Annotated in this window: 15 protein-coding genes; 5 read left to right on the top strand and 10 right to left on the bottom strand. The window is 70.2% G+C overall.

The annotated features are described in order from the left end of the window. Window positions 1–185: 185 nt before the first annotated feature. Both ABFY20_RS15435 and ABFY20_RS15430 read left to right on the top strand, forming a co-directional pair. Window positions 186–746, top strand: a complete 561-nt coding sequence (locus ABFY20_RS15435; RefSeq protein WP_368497124.1) for a hypothetical protein — start codon at window positions 186–188, stop codon at window positions 744–746. Then, window positions 743–880 carry a hypothetical protein gene (locus tag ABFY20_RS15430; protein ID WP_368497123.1) on the top strand — a complete coding sequence of 46 codons (138 nt, stop codon included), beginning with the start codon at window positions 743–745 and terminating at the stop codon, window positions 878–880. The genes ABFY20_RS15435 and ABFY20_RS15430 overlap by 4 nt, the downstream gene beginning before the upstream one ends. A 32-nt stretch (window positions 881–912) precedes the next feature. Here the strand turns inward: ABFY20_RS15430 and ABFY20_RS15425 are convergent, their stop codons facing one another. From ABFY20_RS15425 to ABFY20_RS15415, 3 genes are read right to left on the bottom strand one after another with little or no spacing between them, the layout of a single operon-like run. After that, window positions 913–1,917: a 3-hydroxyacyl-CoA dehydrogenase gene (locus tag ABFY20_RS15425; protein ID WP_368497122.1), complete on the bottom strand. Its 1,005-nt coding sequence runs from the start codon at window positions 1,915–1,917 to the stop codon at window positions 913–915. After that, entirely contained in the window at window positions 1,905–3,194 is a 1,290-nt protein-coding gene (locus ABFY20_RS15420) for an iron-containing alcohol dehydrogenase (protein WP_368497121.1), read from the bottom strand. Before ABFY20_RS15420 ends, ABFY20_RS15425 begins: the two co-directional genes overlap by 13 nt. A gap of 3 nt (window positions 3,195–3,197) precedes the next feature. Further along, a complete protein-coding gene (locus ABFY20_RS15415) occupies window positions 3,198–4,754 on the bottom strand; it encodes an NAD-dependent succinate-semialdehyde dehydrogenase (protein ID WP_368497120.1) in 1,557 nt (518 codons plus the stop codon). Between the two features lie 93 nt (window positions 4,755–4,847). Between ABFY20_RS15415 and ABFY20_RS15410 the strand changes: the two genes are divergently transcribed. The 3 genes from ABFY20_RS15410 (at window position 4,848) to ABFY20_RS15400 (ending at window position 7,822) form a co-directional block, all read left to right on the top strand. Continuing rightward, window positions 4,848–5,552 carry a GntR family transcriptional regulator gene (locus tag ABFY20_RS15410; RefSeq protein ID WP_368497119.1) on the top strand — a complete coding sequence of 235 codons (705 nt, stop codon included), beginning with the start codon at window positions 4,848–4,850 and terminating at the stop codon, window positions 5,550–5,552. 145 nt (window positions 5,553–5,697) lie between these two features. Then, window positions 5,698–7,422 (top strand): sigma-54-dependent Fis family transcriptional regulator, encoded by a 1,725-nt coding sequence (locus ABFY20_RS15405; protein WP_368497118.1) that lies wholly within the window; start codon window positions 5,698–5,700, stop codon window positions 7,420–7,422. 190 nt (window positions 7,423–7,612) lie between these two features. Then, window positions 7,613–7,822, top strand: a complete 210-nt coding sequence (locus ABFY20_RS15400) for a multidrug transporter (protein WP_368497116.1) — start codon at window positions 7,613–7,615, stop codon at window positions 7,820–7,822. 4 nt (window positions 7,823–7,826) lie between these two features. Here ABFY20_RS15400 and ABFY20_RS15395 read toward each other — a convergent pair whose 3' ends face one another. The 7 genes from ABFY20_RS15395 to ABFY20_RS15365 all read right to left on the bottom strand — a co-directional run bounded on the left by ABFY20_RS15395 (window position 7,827) and on the right by ABFY20_RS15365 (window position 16,464). Then, window positions 7,827–8,765 (bottom strand): aldo/keto reductase family oxidoreductase, encoded by a 939-nt coding sequence (locus ABFY20_RS15395; protein WP_368497115.1) that lies wholly within the window; start codon window positions 8,763–8,765, stop codon window positions 7,827–7,829. Between the two features lie 32 nt (window positions 8,766–8,797). Then, window positions 8,798–9,673 (bottom strand): alpha/beta fold hydrolase, encoded by an 876-nt coding sequence (locus ABFY20_RS15390; protein WP_368497114.1) that lies wholly within the window; start codon window positions 9,671–9,673, stop codon window positions 8,798–8,800. Between the two features lie 125 nt (window positions 9,674–9,798). Next, window positions 9,799–10,215, bottom strand: coding sequence for a hypothetical protein (locus ABFY20_RS15385; protein ID WP_368497113.1), 417 nt, complete (start codon window positions 10,213–10,215; stop codon window positions 9,799–9,801). 532 nt (window positions 10,216–10,747) lie between these two features. Next, complete coding sequence (locus ABFY20_RS15380; protein WP_368497112.1) at window positions 10,748–11,773, bottom strand: ABC transporter permease; 1,026 nt, start codon at window positions 11,771–11,773, stop codon at window positions 10,748–10,750. After that, the gene (locus tag ABFY20_RS15375; protein ID WP_368497111.1) at window positions 11,770–14,400 is read right to left on the bottom strand and encodes an ATP-binding cassette domain-containing protein; all 2,631 of its coding nucleotides are present in this window, start codon (window positions 14,398–14,400) and stop codon (window positions 11,770–11,772) included. Before ABFY20_RS15375 ends, ABFY20_RS15380 begins: the two co-directional genes overlap by 4 nt. 116 nt (window positions 14,401–14,516) lie before the next feature. Next, on the bottom strand, window positions 14,517–15,239 hold the full coding sequence (locus ABFY20_RS15370) for an SDR family NAD(P)-dependent oxidoreductase (RefSeq protein WP_171703813.1): 723 nt from the start codon (window positions 15,237–15,239) through the stop codon (window positions 14,517–14,519). Between the two features lie 61 nt (window positions 15,240–15,300). Continuing rightward, window positions 15,301–16,464, bottom strand: coding sequence for an ABC transporter substrate-binding protein (locus ABFY20_RS15365; RefSeq protein WP_368497110.1), 1,164 nt, complete (start codon window positions 16,462–16,464; stop codon window positions 15,301–15,303). Between the last annotated feature and the right edge of the window lie 60 nt (window positions 16,465–16,524).

Raw genomic sequence — 16,524 nt, 5'->3', positions numbered from 1 at the left:
ATCGCCTCCCGATACCAGCGCTGCCACGCTCCCGCCTTGACGCCTGCGACCAGGGCGATGACAGGTTAGATGCCTCGAGACGGGACGGCAAGGCGGCGGCCGACGATCACCCGGGCGCTGGGCTCCCCGCCGATATCATCGGGCGGGGGCGCACGGAGGCGGGCGCGGGGCGGGGAGGGCTGAGGGTGGGGGAGGAGTTGCCGCGGCGGGTGCGGGTGGAGTGGGTGGGGTGGCTGGTGCGGAACCGGGGGGTGCCGTCGCTGGCGGCTCCGGTGATCGCGGCGGTGGCCGTGATCGTGGTCGTCGCGGAGCCCGGGCCGCCTCTGCTGTACATCGCGGTGCTGACGGCGATCCTCGCCGTCGGGAGCCTGCTCCGGCTTCGCGCCGACGGACGGCGGGCTCGTGCTGTGCTGCAGGCGATGACCCGGCGGGGCGCCCGTGACGTCGCACTCGCGCGCAGCTCGGAGGAGTTCGTGCGCGTGGCATCTCTGCTCCTCGGGAAGGAGGTTCCGGTCACCACCGACGAGCATCTCGCCGCGACGCTCGACGCCACCGGCATCGCGGTGTGGCGCTGGGAGGCGGGCGAGGCCGTGCTCGTGGTGCGCGGGCCCTGGAGCGACGTCGAGTCGTGCGCCCCGGTCGTCGTCTCGACGACCCTCGCCGAGGAGCGCGCCGTCGGACTACGGATGCGCCGCCCGGGAGCACCCGTCGTGCTTCCACTGTCGTTCCACACCCGGGGGCATTGACGGTGCTGCCGGTCGACGATGCCGAGTTCCGCATCCGTCTCGCAGAGATCGACACTCGCATCCGCTCCGCCGCGGCGGGCGAGGGCGATCACCGCGTGGCACGCCCGGATGGGGGCGACTCGAACGCGGGCTGACCCCGGGCCGGCGTGGCGGGGGCCGCGGTTGCTCAGCGCATCGAGTCCCAGAGGGGTTTGAGGCGCATGAGCTGCTCGTCGCGCCAGCGGACGCGGTCGGGCCATGACTCGAGGGGGAGGGTGGCGCGGCGCTGGGCGACGGCGGATGCGACGAGGTCGGGAGTCCAGGGGTCGTGCTGGCCGCGTTCGGCGCCCATGCGCTCGTAGGCGGGGCCCATCTTCTCGGCGTGCGACTCGAGTCCGCCGCGGGTGTTGAGGTCGACGGTCTCGAACGGGCCGATGAAGCTCCACCGGCGGCCGAGGCCGCTGCGCACCACCTCATCGATGTCGTCGACCGTCGCCACACCGTCGCGCACGAGCGCGTACGCCTCGCGCAGCACCGCGCCCTGCAGGCGGTTGAAGAGGAAGCCCTCCACCTCCTTGCGCACGAACACCGGGCGCAGCCCGGCGGCGCGGTAGAGGTCGGCGGCACGCTCGAGAAGTTCGGGGTCGGTCGCGGGGGTGGGCACGAGCTCGATCACCGAGAGCAGGTACGGCGGGTTGCCCGGGTGCGCGACGATCACCCGCTCCGCCAGCGCCGGGTCGTCGCCCGCGATGCTGCTCGGCACGATCGCCGAGCTCGAACTCGCCAGCACAGCGGATGCAGGGGCCGCCTCGGCGACGGCCGCGAACAGCTCGCGCTTCAGCTCCAGCCGCTCCGGGGCGCACTCCTGCACAAGCTCGACATCGGCCACGGCTGTCCCCAGATCGGCCTCGAACGACACGCGACCAGCGATGGTGTGTGAGGACTCGTCGCCCAGCAGCCCATGTGCGGCCAGCAGCTCGAGCCGCTCGGCGAGCTCACCGCGCGCCCGCTCGAACGCCTCGGGAAACGCATCCCACACCCGCACCGCGAACCCGGCCCCCGCGAACAGCACAGCGAACGCCACCCCGATCGACCCGGCCCCGGCGATGGCGACCGTGCGCTCCCGCGTGCCTCGCACATCCGTTGCCGCGGGCGCCGGCCCGGGCGCCGGGGGCGGCGTCACACCGTCCACCAGGAACGGTCGCCGGCGTAGGCGTGCTCGAGGATGGCGAGCACGTCGTCGCGGGTGAGCTCGCGCGGGTTGTTGGCGGTGAGGCGGGTGGCGAGCAGTGCCTGGTCGGCGACGAAGCCGAAGTCGTCGGGGGAGAGCCCGAGCGTCTTCAGGTCGAGCGGCGCCCCGAGTGCCTCGAGCAGCGCCTCGATGCGCAGGATACCGGCGTGCGCCTGCTCCTCCAGCGGGGACGCGGGGTCGGCGACGCCGAGGATCCGCCCGATCTCGGCGAACTCCGCCACGCGCTCGGGCAGGTTGAACCGCATGATCGACGGCAGCAGCGCACTGATGCCGAACCCGTGCGGCGTGTGGGTGAGGTTGCCGATGGCCCCCTGCACCGCGTGCGCCCCGGCCGTGCCCGCGGTATTGATCGACATGCCGGCGCAGTACGCCGCGAGCATGGTGTCGGAGCGGGCCGCCAGGTCTGACGGGTCGGCGACCACGGCCTCGAGCGAGGTGTTCAGCAGCTCGAGCCCCTGCCGTGCGAACACATCCGTCAACCGGTTCTTGCCAGCGTAGAGCTTCGTGTCGAGGTCGTCGGGGCTCGGGTTCTTCACCCGGCCGGTGAACGCCTCGACGAGGTGGGAGAGCGCATCCGCCCCCGTCGCCGCGGTGAGCCCGGGCGGGCAGCTCACGGTGAGCTCGGGGTCGATGACGGCGGTGTGCGCCTCGAGGAACGGGCTCGCCACCCCCACCTTCATACCGCGGTCGCGGTCGAACACCACCGAGATGCAGGTGACCTCGGCGCCCGTACCGCCCGTGGTCGGCACCGTGACGACCGGCACACCGGGCCCGGGCACCAAGAACTCGCCGTAGTAGTCGCGCACGTCTCCGCCGTTGGCGAGCACGATCGAGACGACCTTCGCCAGATCCATGCACGAGCCGCCGCCGATGCCGAGGATCGCGTCGACCTCCGTGTGCCCGAAGCGCTCGACCACGGCCACGACGTCTTCGCGCGGAAGGTCGGGCTCGGCCTCGGCGTAGATCGACACCTGCACGCCCGCTGCCTCGACGGCGGAGATGATGTCGAGGAACTCGGGGGTCGTGGCCATGCGCGCATCCGTCGTCACCAGCAGGTGCTTCGCGATGGCCCGCACGATGTAGGGCAGCTGCCGGCGCTGACCGGCGCCGAAGAGCACGGTCTTCGGTTGGCGCAGGATGCCGAGCGCAGTGGCGGCGGAGGCGGGCGCGGGGGCGGCGGCTTCCGCCGAGACCCCGGATGCGGTGGTGGTGCTCATCGGTCAGTCCAGTCCTTTGCTCTCATCGACGGTGATGGCGAGGTATTTCGGTTCGAGGAACTCGTAGATGGCCTCGTGCCCGCCCTCACGGCCGAGGCCCGACGACTTCACGCCGCCGAACGCGGCCGCAGGATCGGCCATGATGCCGCGGTTGATGCCCACCATGCCAGAGTCGAGCCGCTCGCTCACGGCGATGGCCCGCGAGAGGTCTTGCGTGAACACGTAGGCAGCGAGGCCGTAGCTGGTGTCGTTCGCGACCCGGATGGCCTCGGTGGTGGAGTCGACCGTGTAGATGGTGGCGATGGGGGCGAACAGCTCCTGGTTGCACACCTCGTTGTCGCGGTCGTTGATCTTGAAGACCGTCGGCTCGAAGAAGTAGCCGTCGCGGCCCAGCGGCGAGCCGCCCGTCAGCAGCTCCGAGTCGATCTCGGAGAGGGCCGCAACGAGCGCGGCCACCCCGTCGCGCTGCTTCGCCGAGATGATGGGGCCCACGTCGACGCCCGCGGTGAAGCCGTCGCCCACGGTGAGCTCCCGGGTGAGCTCGACGAAGCGGCGGGTGAACTCCTCCGCCACCGCGCTGTGCACGATGATGCGGTTCGCCGCCACGCACGCCTGCCCGGCGTTCCGGAACTTGCACAGGATGGCCTGCTGCGCCGCGAGCTCCACGTCGGCGTCGTCGAGCACGACGAACGGTCCGTCGCCGCCGAGCTCCATCGACGCGTTCACGATGCCGGGCGCGGCCTGCTTCAGCAGGGTGCTGCCGACCCCGGTCGAACCGGTGAAGCTCACCTTGCGCAGACGCGCATCCGCCATCACGGCCGCCGAGACGTCGGCCGAGCGGGTGGTGTGCACGAGGTTCACGACCCCGGGTGGGAAGCCCGCGTCGTGCAGCGCCTCGACGAAGAGGGCGCAGGTGAGCGGCGTCTCCTTGGCCGACTTCACCACGACGGTGCAGCCGGCGCCGAGCGCGGCTCCGGCCTTGCGGGCGATCATGAGCAGCGGGAAGTTCCACGGCGTGATGAGCAGCGACGGCCCCACCGGCTGGTGGGTGGTGACGACCCGGTAGCCGCCGCGCGAGCCCTCGGCGTAGGTGCCGTGCAGGTGGGCGACCTGCTCGGCGTACCACAGGAAGAAGTCGGTCGAGAGCTGGAACTCGCCGCGCGCCTCGGCGAGCGGCTTGCCGCTCTCGAGCGTCATGGTCTCGACGATGGCGTCGGCCCGCGACATGAGCACGGCGTAGGCGCGGTGGAAGAGGTTGGCGCGGTCGCGCGGGGCGACGTGGCGCCAGGCGTCTTGCGCCCGGTCTGCGGCGGCCAGCGCGGCGAGGGCGTCGGATGCGGTGCCGTCGGCAACCTCGGCGATCACACCACCGGTGGCCGGGTCGATCACCTCGAAGGTCGACTCGACGGGCAGCCAGTCGCCGTCGAGGTACAGGCCCGTGGGGATCGTGTGCCCCCGCAGCTCGACCGAGGCGCGCGGGGAGCCGGTGCGTGCATCCGTCGTCGGCGTCGCATTCGTCGTCGTCGCCGTCTCCGCCTGCTCGGTGGTGAGAGTCGTCATGGATTCCGTCCCTTCGGATAATCTCGTATTACGATAAGATCCGAATACGGCCCCCAGGGCCGAGTGTGTCAGATTGAGATCGAGGGAGATCGGATGCCGAGCGCGAAGATCGAGCGTCACGCCGCACCGCTGCGTCTGCAAGTGGTGACGTCGCTGCGTGAAGACATCCTCGAGGGGGTGCTCGCCCCCGGCGAGCGGCTGCTCGAGAACGCGCTCTGCGACAGCTACGGCGTCTCCCGCACGGTGGTGCGCGAAGCGCTCCGGCAGCTCGAGAGCGAGAGCCTCATCACCATGCTTCCCGGTCGCGGCCCGATCGTGACCGTGCTCGAGAAGCACGACATCCAGGCCCTCTACCAGGTGCGAGCCGCGCTCGAAGGGCTCGCCGCCGAACTCTTCGCCCGCGACGCGAGCGCCGAGCAGGCGGCACGGATGTGCGCCCTCATCGAATCGATGGAGGCCAGGTACCTGCACGGCACCGTCGAGACCCGCGAGGAGAGCAAGGAGGAGTTCTACTCGCTCCTGCTCGAGGGCGCGGGCAACGCCGTGCTCGAGAACCAGCTGCGCGGGGTGCACACGCGCATCGGGCTGTTCCGCCGCTACGCCTTCATCGACGAGCACCGCGTCGCGATCTCGATGGAGGAGCTGCGGCAGATCGTCCACGAGCTGGCCGTCACCCGCGACCCGGCGGCGGCGCGCCGGGCCTCGGAGCACCACATCCAGCTCGCCGGAGAGCTCGCCGTTCTGGAGTACACCAAGCGCCTGCAGCACACCGAGGAGGTGTCGGAGATCGCGATCTGATCGTGACTTGACCTCCGACCGACGAGCCGTGATGATGACGTTACGATTCACCCACCCGGTGTGCACGCACCATATCGGTCCTGCGATCTCGACGACGAGGCAAACCGCGTCGTTCGAGCGCGCGGGCAGAACCTAGGAGTTCATCGTGCCAATCCCGTTCGACCCGAACCGCGTGCAGAAGGTCAAAGACGACTTCCTCGCCGCAGACGCCCTCACCAAGACGCTGAACCCCGAACTGCTGAAGTCGTGGCAGCGCTCGAAAGACGCCATCGGCGTTCCCGCCAACATCCGCGACGTGCCCCGCGTCTCCGACGAGATGCTCGACGCGCACCTGCTCGACATGTTCCAGGCGCCGCTCGCGCGCGTCTCCGACGACCTCGACGGCACCGGGATGGGCCTGCTGCTCGCCGACTCGCAGGGCCGCATCCTGCAGCGCTGGTCGCACGACCACAACGCCCTCGACCACCTCGACCGTCTCGGCACGGTGCGTGGCGCGGTGCTCGCCGAAGACGTGGTGGGCACGAACGGCGTCGGCACCGTGGCGGCCACGGGGCGCAGCGTGCAGATCTCGGGCGCCGAGCACTTCGCCGACTTCTACAGCCAGGCGGTGTGCACGGGGTCGCCGGTGCGGCATCCGATCACCGGCAAGCTGCTCGCCGTCGTCACCGTGTCGAGCGACCTCTCCGAGCGCAGCGGTCTGCTGCGGCCGCTCGTGACATCGGTGACGATGCAGCTCGAGCAGCAGGTGCTCGACGTGGAGCAGCCGGCGGCACGGATGATGTTCTCCAGCTTCCTCGAGACGGTGCGGGCCCACACGGGGCCGGTGCTGGCCTTCGGGCCGCAGGGGCTCGTGATGCAGAGCCAGAAGGCGGGTCGGCTCACCGTCGCCGATCTCAATCTCATCCAGCAGCACTGCGCGGGGGAGCGGCGCTCGGGTCGCCTCGCGCTCGAGCTCTCCACGGGAACCGTCGAGCTGCAGGTGACGGCGCTCGGCGACGACGCCGGTGTCGTGGTGGCGCTCGAGCGCGACCGGCGCACCGCGACGACGAGCATCGGGCCGGCGCGCCCGCAGCTCGTGGGGCGCACGCCCGAGTGGCTGCAGGTGGTGCACCAGGTGGCGCGCCACCGAGAGGCGCGGCGCCCGCTCGTGATCGCAGGCGAACCAGGAACCGGGCGCACCTCGCTCGCGCTCGGGCTGCCGTTCCGACCGGGAACGCCCGTGGCGCAGGGGCTGGTGACGGATGCCGCGGAGCGGCACGTCGTCGGTTCACGCAAGTGGCTGCAGAAACTCTCGGAGAAGCTCACCGCGTCGGCCCCCGTCATCGTGCGGGGCATCGAGACCCTCGATCCGCACACCGTCGACGGGGTGCGGTCGCTGGTGGAGAGCAGCACGGGCCGCGGCCCGGTGCTGCTCACGCTCGCGGCGAGCTCGCCCGAGGAGGCGGAGGGCGTCGCGGCGCGGCTCGGAATGGGCTCGCTGTGGGTGCCGCCGCTGAGGGAGCGCACTGCCGACATCCCGGCGCTGTGGCACGTGTTCGCGGAGCAGGTGGCTCACGGGGCGGGCCTCGAGCTGCGTGCCGACGCGCTCGAGCTGCTGCAGGGCTACGCATGGCCGGGCAACCTGAAGGAGCTGCGTGGCGTGCTCGAGCAGCTCGCCCTCACGGGCAAGCGCGGCGCCGTGCTGCCGGCCGACCTGCCCGCCTCGATGCAGGGGGCGCGGGCGCTGTCGATGATCGAGCGGGTCGAGCTCGAGGCCATCCGCAAGGCGCTTCACGAGGCCGACGGCAACCGGTCGAAGGCCGCCGAGATCCTCGGGCTGTCCCGCGCCACGGTCTACCGCAAGATGAAGGCCTACCGCATGACGGCCTGACGACGCACCCGGGCGGCGCGCTCGCGGCGTTGTCATCGTCGCCGATAGCGCCGCTATCGACTCCTCTTCCGCCTTGCGATCACACCACCCAGGCACGTCCTCGGATCGTGCGGGGGGCCTTTGCGGGCAGGCGTTGCGAGACGAGGATGGGAGCAGGCGTCATCCGGGCGCAGGTGACGGGAGGAGCGGCATGAGCGACGAGGACTTCGAGGCGAAGCGGCACGATCAGTTGACATCGGCGCCGAACGCGACCGAGGAGGATGCGGCGCCCCGCATCGACGTGAGCGAGACGGCCGACGGTCACAAGCGCATCGACGTGCGCGACGACGCCGTCGTGCGGCCGGGCGGCGACCCCGAGATCATCGACCCCGAAGCCGCCGCCGAGGCCGCTGCCGACTGACCCGCTACGGGACGATGTGCCCCGCGGTGCGGAACAGCTCGTACCACTCGGCGCGGGTGAGGGGGATGTCGGAGCCCTGGGCCGCATCCGTCACCCGCTGCGGGGTGGTGGTGCCGAGCACGACCTGCATCTGCGCGGGGTGGCGGGTGATCCACGCCGTGGCGATGGCGATGGGCGGCACGTCGTACTTCGCGGCGAGGCGGTCGATGACGGCGTTGAGTTCGGGGAAGCGCTCGGCGTCGAGGAAGACGCCGTCGAAGAACCCCGCCTGGAACGGCGACCACGCCTGCACGGTGATGTCGTTGAGGCGGCAGTAGTCGAGGATGCCGCCGCCATCGAGCGTGATCGACTGCTCGGCGCCCGCCATGTTCGACGAGACGCCCTGGGCGATGATCGGCGAGTGGGTGATCGACAGCTGCAGCTGATTGGCGACGATGGGCTGGCGCACCGAGCGCTTCAGCAATTCGATCTGGCGCGGAGTGTGGTTCGAGACGCCGAAGGCGCGTACCTTGCCCGACTCGTGCAGCTCGTCGAAGGCACGGGCGACCTCGTCGGGCTCGACCAGGGCGTCGGGGCGGTGCAGCAGCAGAATGTCGATGCGGTCGGTCTGCAGCGCCTCGAGCGAGCCCTCGACCGACTCGATCAGGTGCTCGTAGGAGAAGTCGAAGTAGGGGCCGTCGGGCACGATGCCGGCCTTGGTCTGGATGGTGACGGCGTCGCGCTCGGAGGGCGTGAGCTGCATGGCTTCGGCGAAGCGGCGCTCGCAGCCGTGCAGAACAGGGTTGCCGTACACGTCGGCGTGGTCGACGAAGTCGATGCCCGCGTCGCGGGCGGTGTGCACCAGCTCGCGCACCTCGTCGTCGGTCTTCTCGGCGATGCGCATGAGGCCGAGCACGATGTTGGGGGCGGTGATGTCGGTTCCGGGGAGGGTGAAGCTCTTCATGACTCCATCCTGAGCCTCACCCCTCCCGTGCGCTACTTCGCCAGGAACTCCAGCACAGCTCGGTTCCACTCCGCGGCGTGGCTCACGTTCACGCCGTGGGGCGCCCCCGCCACGACGTAGAGCTCGGAACCGGCGATCGCCTCGTGGGTGCGCTTGCCCGATCCCTCGAACGGTACAGTCGCATCCGAATCGCCGTGGATGACGAGAGCCGGCACGGTGACCGCCGCTAGGTCGTCGCGGAAGTCGGTGCCCGCGAACGCCGCCATCGCCTCGAGTGCTGCGGGCTTGTAGGCCTGCTTCGTGAGCTCGAGCGCCTCCTGCCGCTGCTGCTCCGTGACGGCAAGTTCGCCGTCGACCGAGAAGAAGGTGGTGGTGAAGTCGTCGTAGAACTTCTCCTGGTTCGCGGTGAGCGCCGCCGTCATCTTCGCGGCCTCGGCGGCGCTCAGCGGTCCGTCGGGGTTGCCGGGCAGGTGCAGCAGGTAGGGCGGAACCGCCGAGGCGAAGACGACGCTCCGGATGCGGTCGGCGCCGTGCCGGGGGAGGTAGCGAGCGACTTCGCCGCCACCCATCGAGAACCCGACGAGGGTGACGTCGCGCAGGTCGAGCTCGTCGAGAACGGCGGCGAGGTCGTCGGAGAGCGAGTCGTACCCGTACCCCGTCAGCGGCTTGTCGCTGCGCCCGAAGCCGCGGCGGTCGTAGGTGACGACGCGGTAGCCGGCGTCGCGGAACGCCGGAACCTGCAGTTTCCAGGCCTCGCCCGACAGCGGCCAGCCATGGATCAGCACGACCGGGCGGCCGCTGCCACCGGTGTCGTCGACGTGCAACCCGGTGTCACCGAGCAGCCCGTGCGATTCGGGGGCGGGGGCCGGGGTGCCGGGGGTGTCGGAGTGAGCGTTGGTGTCGGTCATCAGAACCTCTCCTGCGCCGCGCGGTCGCGGCGCCTCACCCCTCATTCGTACCCGCCCGGCCATCGGTTCGGACCGCCTTGCCGATCGGGTGGGGGCTTGACGTCGAGCACTTTCGGCAGTGCCGCTCAGCGAGGTCGAAGAGCGAGAGTGCGACGCACCCGATCGAGGTTCCGCAGATCATGCGCCACGCCGAGGTCGATGCAGCGCGCCAGCATCGACACATCTTTCAACCGTTCGCGGTGATTCACGCCGAGTATCGGTTCGTGGTGGCTGATGCGGTTGCGTAGCCTCCGAAGCCGCTCGACCGCGTGACCGATCGCATATCCACCTTGCACCTCAGCAGGCAAGGGGGCCGGGAACCACCCGTTCCAGCTGGCGAGGAGATGCTCGTCGAGCGAGGGGAAGCCTTTCGCCAGAGCGTGGCACCACAGGTTCTCCCGTCCCGTGTGACCTGTGCTCTTCAGCTTGCGGTCAGACGGAGGAACGAGCCGGAAGAGCGCGCTGATGCTCCCCAGCTCGAGCTGCGAGACCTTGTCGTCCAAGCTGACCGGAGCGGCATGGCGCGGGTGTGTCGGCGGCCGTCGGAGAGCTGCCTGCTGCGCGCGTGATGTGCACTGACCCGATGCCCGACGGACGAGACCGGCGAGCGGTGGCGCAGGATGTGAGAGCCAGTCCTCTCCAGCCTCCTGGCAGACGTTCCAGCGCCGGAGTTGCGCGTCGACCACGTTTCTCAGCAGCGCTTCTGTGTACGCCAACGTCTCGTACCAGGCAGAGCAGAGCGCCACGTGCCACACGTACAAGGCTGCGACGGACCCGGCCGTTGTCACGGCCGGCGGGCCGTGCTCGGCGTACGAGGCGAGGCGTGCCGGGTGGAGTTGCGAGATGAGACGTTGTGGCATGTTCGACCTGGAAACACTTCGAGGGCCCCGCGCTGTGCGGGGCCCTCGGATGAGTGACGAGCAGATCCTGCCTGCCGTCGTGCTCCATCAGGATAGCTGACATGAAGAAAACTCGCAAACGGGAATTCATCCGTACGTGGCCGGGGCCGTATCCGTCCCCGAATCCGCGACGCGATTACCCGGCCGACGCGCCCGCGGGGGCGAGCGGGCGCTGCTCGCGGCGTGCGCGGGAGCGCCGCACGAGCACGGGCACCAGCTCGCGGAGGAGCACGACCGCGATGAGCACGACCGACTGGGCGATGAGCTGCAGTGCGTCCTGCCAGCCGAGGGAGCGGAGGAGCTGCCCCAGCTGGGTGAGGAAGAGGGCGGCGATGCCCGTGGCGATGACGCTCGCGATGCCGCCGGTGAGGGCGGTGCCGCCGAGCACGACGGCGGCGACCGTCGGCAGCAGGTACGAGTCGCCGAGGAAGAGCGCCGGGGTCTTCGTGTACCCCGCGAGCAGCACGCCGCCGGCGCCGTAGGCGAGGCCGGCGAAGCCGTACGCGAACATCTGGTACATGTTCACCCGGATGCCGAGCGCCGCGGCCGCCCGCTCGCTCACGCCCACCGCGGTGAGGCGGCGCCCGATGATCGACTTCTGGGTCACCAGCCCCGCCAGCACCACCACGACGATCGCGATGAGCAGCGTGTTCGGCACGCCGAGCGTGCGGTCGAGCGCGAAGCCGTTGAGCTCGGCGGGGGCGCCGGAGGGCGTGCCGTTGGCGATGAAGAACACCGTGCCGAGGAGCACCGCGTTCATGCCGAGGGTCACGACGAGCGGCATCACCTTGAACACCGTGACGAGCACGCCGTTCACGATGCCGACGATGCCCGGCCCGACGATGCCCGCGATCACCGCCGCCCACAGCGGCCACCCGTAGTTCTGCGGCAGCCCGGTCGAGAGCACGGCGGCGAGCGCGATCATGCCGGGGATCGACAGGTCGAGCCCGCGCTGCTGCACCACGAGGGTCTGGCCCGCGGCCACGATGGCCAAGACGGATGCGAAGGGCAGCATGCTGAGAAGCGGTGCCGGGGCGAGCGATCCCGGTGCGATCACGGGCGAGAGCGCGAACAGCAGCACCGTGGCGACGGTGATGCCCACCCAGCTGCCGGAGAGCATCCGGCGCCACAGCGACCCGGCCTGTCCGGTGAAGTCGGTCATGAGTTCCTCCCGGGGATGGCGGCGATGGACGAGGTGGAGGTGGTGCCGGCGATCGGAGCCCGAAGGCGCCGGCGGCGGGAGCGGCGCAGCTGCGCGTAGAGCACGGCGGCGGCGAGCGTGATGAGCCCAGGGAGCCAGTACGACCACGCTTGCGAGAGACCGAGGAACGGCGACACGTTCAGCACCTGCTGCACGAGGAACGCCGCTGCCAGCACCCCGATGAACGACCCGCGCCCGCCGAAGATGGAGGCGCCCGCGAGCACCACGACGGTGACCGAGGAGAGCGTGTACGACAGCGAGGGCCGCCCGTCGCCGATGCCGATCTGCGCCATCATGATGACCGCGGCCGGGAGCACCAGGAAGGAGCACAGCACGTAGGAGAGGAACTGCGTGCGCTTCACCTTGATGCCGAGCCGGGCCGCCGCGTCGACGCGCGAGCCGACGCCGCGCAGCTCCACACCCCAGCGGGTGCGGCGCAGCGCGAACTCGAGCACCAGCAGCACCACGACGGCGACGATGGTGACGACGGGCACGATGCCGATGCGCCCCTGGATCTGGTCGGCGACCGGGCCGAAGATGATGCCGCCGGGGGTCGACCGCAGGGTGAGGTAGATGCCCTGCAGCGCCATGTACATGGCGAGCGTGACCACCACCGGGTTGATGGCGAACCTCGTGACGAGGAAGCCGTTCACCACCCCGGTTCCGATGGCACCCACCACCATGAGTGCGATGCCGACGTAGAGGTTGCCGCCGTCGACGATCCAGTAAGAGGCGAGCACGACGAGCAGGCCCATCAGCGGCCCGACCGACAGGTCGAAGCCCGAGCCGAGCACCACCACCTGTTGAGCGGCCCCCACGAACAGCAGGGGTGCGGCCATGAACAGCAGGTTGTTGATGTTGAAGGCCCCGAGGTAGGCGGGGTTCGTGGCCGCGACGACGACGCCGAGCAGCAGGAAGATGGCGCCGAGCACCGCGGCGGGCGACTGGTCGCCGCGCAGGAAGCGACGGAGCTTCACGCCCTTCGCCGCCTTGTCGCTGTCGGTGCGCTCGCGCACGGTCGTCGAGGTGAGCGCCGCCCGCGCGATGGCGGCCTCCGACACCTCGTCGCCGACGAGCTCCTGCACCACCTGCCCGCGCGACATGATGAGCACGCGGTCGCAGAGCCCTTCGAGCTCCACGCCGTCGGAGGAGAGGATGACCACGGCCGCCCCCGCATCCGCCGCGTCGCGAAGGATGCGGTAGATGTCGACGCGCGCGCCGGCGTCGACGCCCTGGGTCGGCTCCTCGGCGAGGAGAACGGCGGGCTTGGAGAGCAGAGTTCGTGCGAGCACGGCCTTCTGCTGGTTGCCCCCCGAGAGCGACTGGATGGGAGTGCGCGCCGACGGGGTCTTGATGGCGAGCCGACGGATCTGCTCGGCGGCCACCGAGAGCACCTTGCGCTCGCTCACCATGCCGCCGCGCGAGACCTGCGGCAGGGTCTTCGCCGAGATGTTGTCGCCCACCGAGAGAGGGAGGAACACACCCTCGCCGTGGCGGTCGGCGGGAACGTAGACGACGCCGGCCGAGGCGGCCGCGGCGTTGGAGCCGTTGGAGACGGGCCGCCCGCCGACCTCGATCGCGCCCGAGGTGGGCTCGAGCCCGGCGAGCGCACGGATGAGCGCCGCCTGCCCGTTGCCCTGCACACCGGCCAGACCGATGATCTCGCCCGCTGCCACGGTGAAGTCGACGTCGTGGAAGTCGTCGCCGCGCAGCCCCCTCACGGTGAGCTGCGGGGCGGAGCGGGCGACGACGTCGGGGTCGCTCTTGTCGGGGAAGACGGTCTCGAGCTTGCGGCCGACGACCCGCTCCACGATCTGCTGCTCGTTCACCTCGGCGGCCGGGAAGGTGCCGCGCACCTGGCCGTCGCGGAGCACCGTGATGCGGTCGGAGATCTGCTTGACCTCCGGGATGCGGTGGGAGATGTAGACGATGGCGGTGCCGGCGGCAGCGAGCTCGCGGACCTTCACGAACAGCTTCTGCACCTCGTCGAGCGAGAGGTGCTCGGTGGGCTCGTCGAGGATGAGCACCTTGGGGTCGAGCGCGAGCGCCTTGGCGATCTCGACGATGAAGCGCTGCTCGACCGAGAGGTCGGCGACGCGGGTCTTCGCGTCGATGCCCATGCCCCACGGGTCGAGCCGCTTCTGCGACCACGCGACGGCGCGGCGGAGGCCGCCGACGCGGCGGTACCCGACCCCCACGGCCATGTTCTCGGCGACGGTGAGGTCGGGAAGCAGTGCCGGGTCTTGGCGCACGATGCCGAGGCCGAGCTCGCGGGCGGCGTCGGGCGACGCGCTCGCGAGCTCGGTCCCTGCGATCGTGACGGTGCCGGAGTCGGGGGCGAGGGCGCCGGAGGCGACCGCCATGAGGGTCGACTTGCCGGCACCGTTCTCGCCCACGAGGGCGTGCACCTCACCGGCGAGCACCTCGAGGGTGACGTCGGTGAGGGCCCGCACGCCCGGGAAGGTCTTGACGATGCCCTGCAGCTCGAGCACGGGCCCGCCGACCCCGGCCGAAGCCGGGGCCGACTGGCCTGTGCCCGCAGCCGGCGCCGGGGAGGCGTCGGGCGCGATCGCGTCGTAGACAGTCATTGCGCCAGCTGTTGTAGGCGCAGCCCCTCCATCGATCTGCGGCGTCTGCGGTCCGGTCATTGCGCCAGCTGTTGTAGGCGCAGCCCCTCCATCGATCTGCGGCGTCTGCGGTCCGGTCATTGCGCCAGGTACCCTCCATCGATGACCAGCTCCGAGCCGGTGACGAAGCTGGCCTCGTCGGAGGCGAGGAAGACGATGCCGTTGGCGATCTCCCTCGGCTTCCCGGCGCGGCCCATCGGGGTCATCGAGACCACGTAGTCGTTGATCTCCGGCGCCTGCGCGTCGGTGAGCGGCGTCTCGATGAACCCTGGATGCACCGAGTTCACCCGCACGTTCTCCTTCGCGTAGGTGATGGCCGCGCTCTTCGACATGTTCCTCACCGCACCCTTGGTGGCGTGGTAGGCGTGAGCCCCCGACACCGCCACCGAGCCCCAGATCGACGAGATGTTGATGATGGAGCCGCCGCCCTGCGCGATCATGTGCGGCACCACCTCCCGCATCCCGAGCCAGGTGCCGGTCTGGTTCACGGCCACCACCGTGTTCCAGTCGTCGACGGTGAGGTCGTGGAGGGTCTCGTAGGCGATGATGCCGGCGTTGTTCGCGAGCACGTCGACGTGCCCGTGCGCGGCGATGACGTCGGCGACGACCCGCTGCCAGTCCTCCTCGCGGGAGACGTCGAGCTGGTGGTACTCGACCCCCTCGGGGAAGGAGGTGTCGGATGCGGCACGACCGGTCGCGATGACCGTCGCCCCCTCCTCGGCGAAGCTCTCGGCGATGGAGCGGCCGATGCCCCGGCCGGCTCCGGTGACGATGGCGACTTTGCCCTCGAGGCGGTTCATGGTGACTCCTTGCTTGTCGTGTGGATCGCAGCTGGCGAACGGATGCGGAACGGCGCTGCCGCTACTGGAAGAGCTTCTTCAGCGAGTCGACGCTGAGACCGGAGGAGAGGATGGCGTCCGGCGGCAGGTCGGCCTCGCACTTGGGCTGCTTGGCCGGGTCGGTCGAGTCTTCGATGATCTCGAGGTTGTAGGTCGACGGCTCGTCGTTCGGCAGGCCGTTCGCGGCGGCGAGACCCTTGTGCAGCGCTGCGGTGACGACCCAGTTGCGGCTCGACTCCGTGGCGACCTGGTAGGTCGGCTGCGAGTCCTTGTACTGGTACCAGAGGCAGGCGAACTCGTTCGAGTCGTTGGCCGACCACACCGGCAGGGGCTTGCCCGCGGCCTCGAAGGCGCGGATGCCGCCGACGGAGCCTCCGCCGTAGTCGGCGACGATGCCGTCGATGTCGCCGTACTTCGTGATGAGGCCGGCGACCACCTGCTGGGTCTTGCCGGGCTCCCAGTCGGTCGAGACCGGGCCGTCCTCGTTCAGGAGCGTGATGTCGGGGTTCTCCTTCACGGCCTCCAGCACGCCGTCGTAGACGGCCTGGGAGTAGGAGTTGCCGGCGATGCCGCCGAGCATGACCAGGTTGCCCTTGCCGCCCATCTTCTCGATGGTCCAGGCCGCGAGGTTCTTGCCGTAGGTGTTGATGTCCTCCGACACGAAGTCGACGTAGTCGGTGCCGGGGGTGCCACCGGGGGAGCCGACGAAGGGCACCACCTTGACGCCCGCATCCGTCGCCTTCTGGATGGTGGGCAGCAGCGCCTCACCGCCGTCGACGAAGGTGACGATCACGTCGACGCCCTGCGCGACCAGCGAGTTCATGTCGCTGATGGCCTTCTGGGTGTCACCCTGCGCATCCGTGTACAGGACCTTCTTGATGTTGGGGCACTTCGCCGCCTCCTCCTCGAAAATGGCGCGGGTGATCTTGCGCCAGGAGTTGCCGCCGAAGCCGTCGGCGAGGGCGACCGTGAGGTCCTTGTCGCCGCAGAAGTTCGAGATGTCCTGGATGTCGCCCTGCACGCCGACGGTGCCCACGGTGACCTCGGATGCGGTTGCCGAGTCGGTGGAGGAACCGCCCGAACCGGCGTCGGAGCCGTCGGAGGAGAGCGATCCGGTGGAACAGCCGGCCAGTGCCAGCAGGGTCACCGCACCGAGTGCGATGAGCGGTGTCTTCTTGGTGAACATGGGGGTCTGTCCTCATTTCTCGTCGTTGAGCAGGGGCTCGGCATTGCTGCGTGACAAGAA

The organism is Herbiconiux sp. A18JL235 (assembly GCF_040939305.1).
GTDB lineage: Bacteria > Actinomycetota > Actinomycetes > Actinomycetales > Microbacteriaceae > Herbiconiux.
Note: the sequence above shows the minus strand (reverse complement) of the source record. Positions and strands in the feature narration are given on the sequence as shown.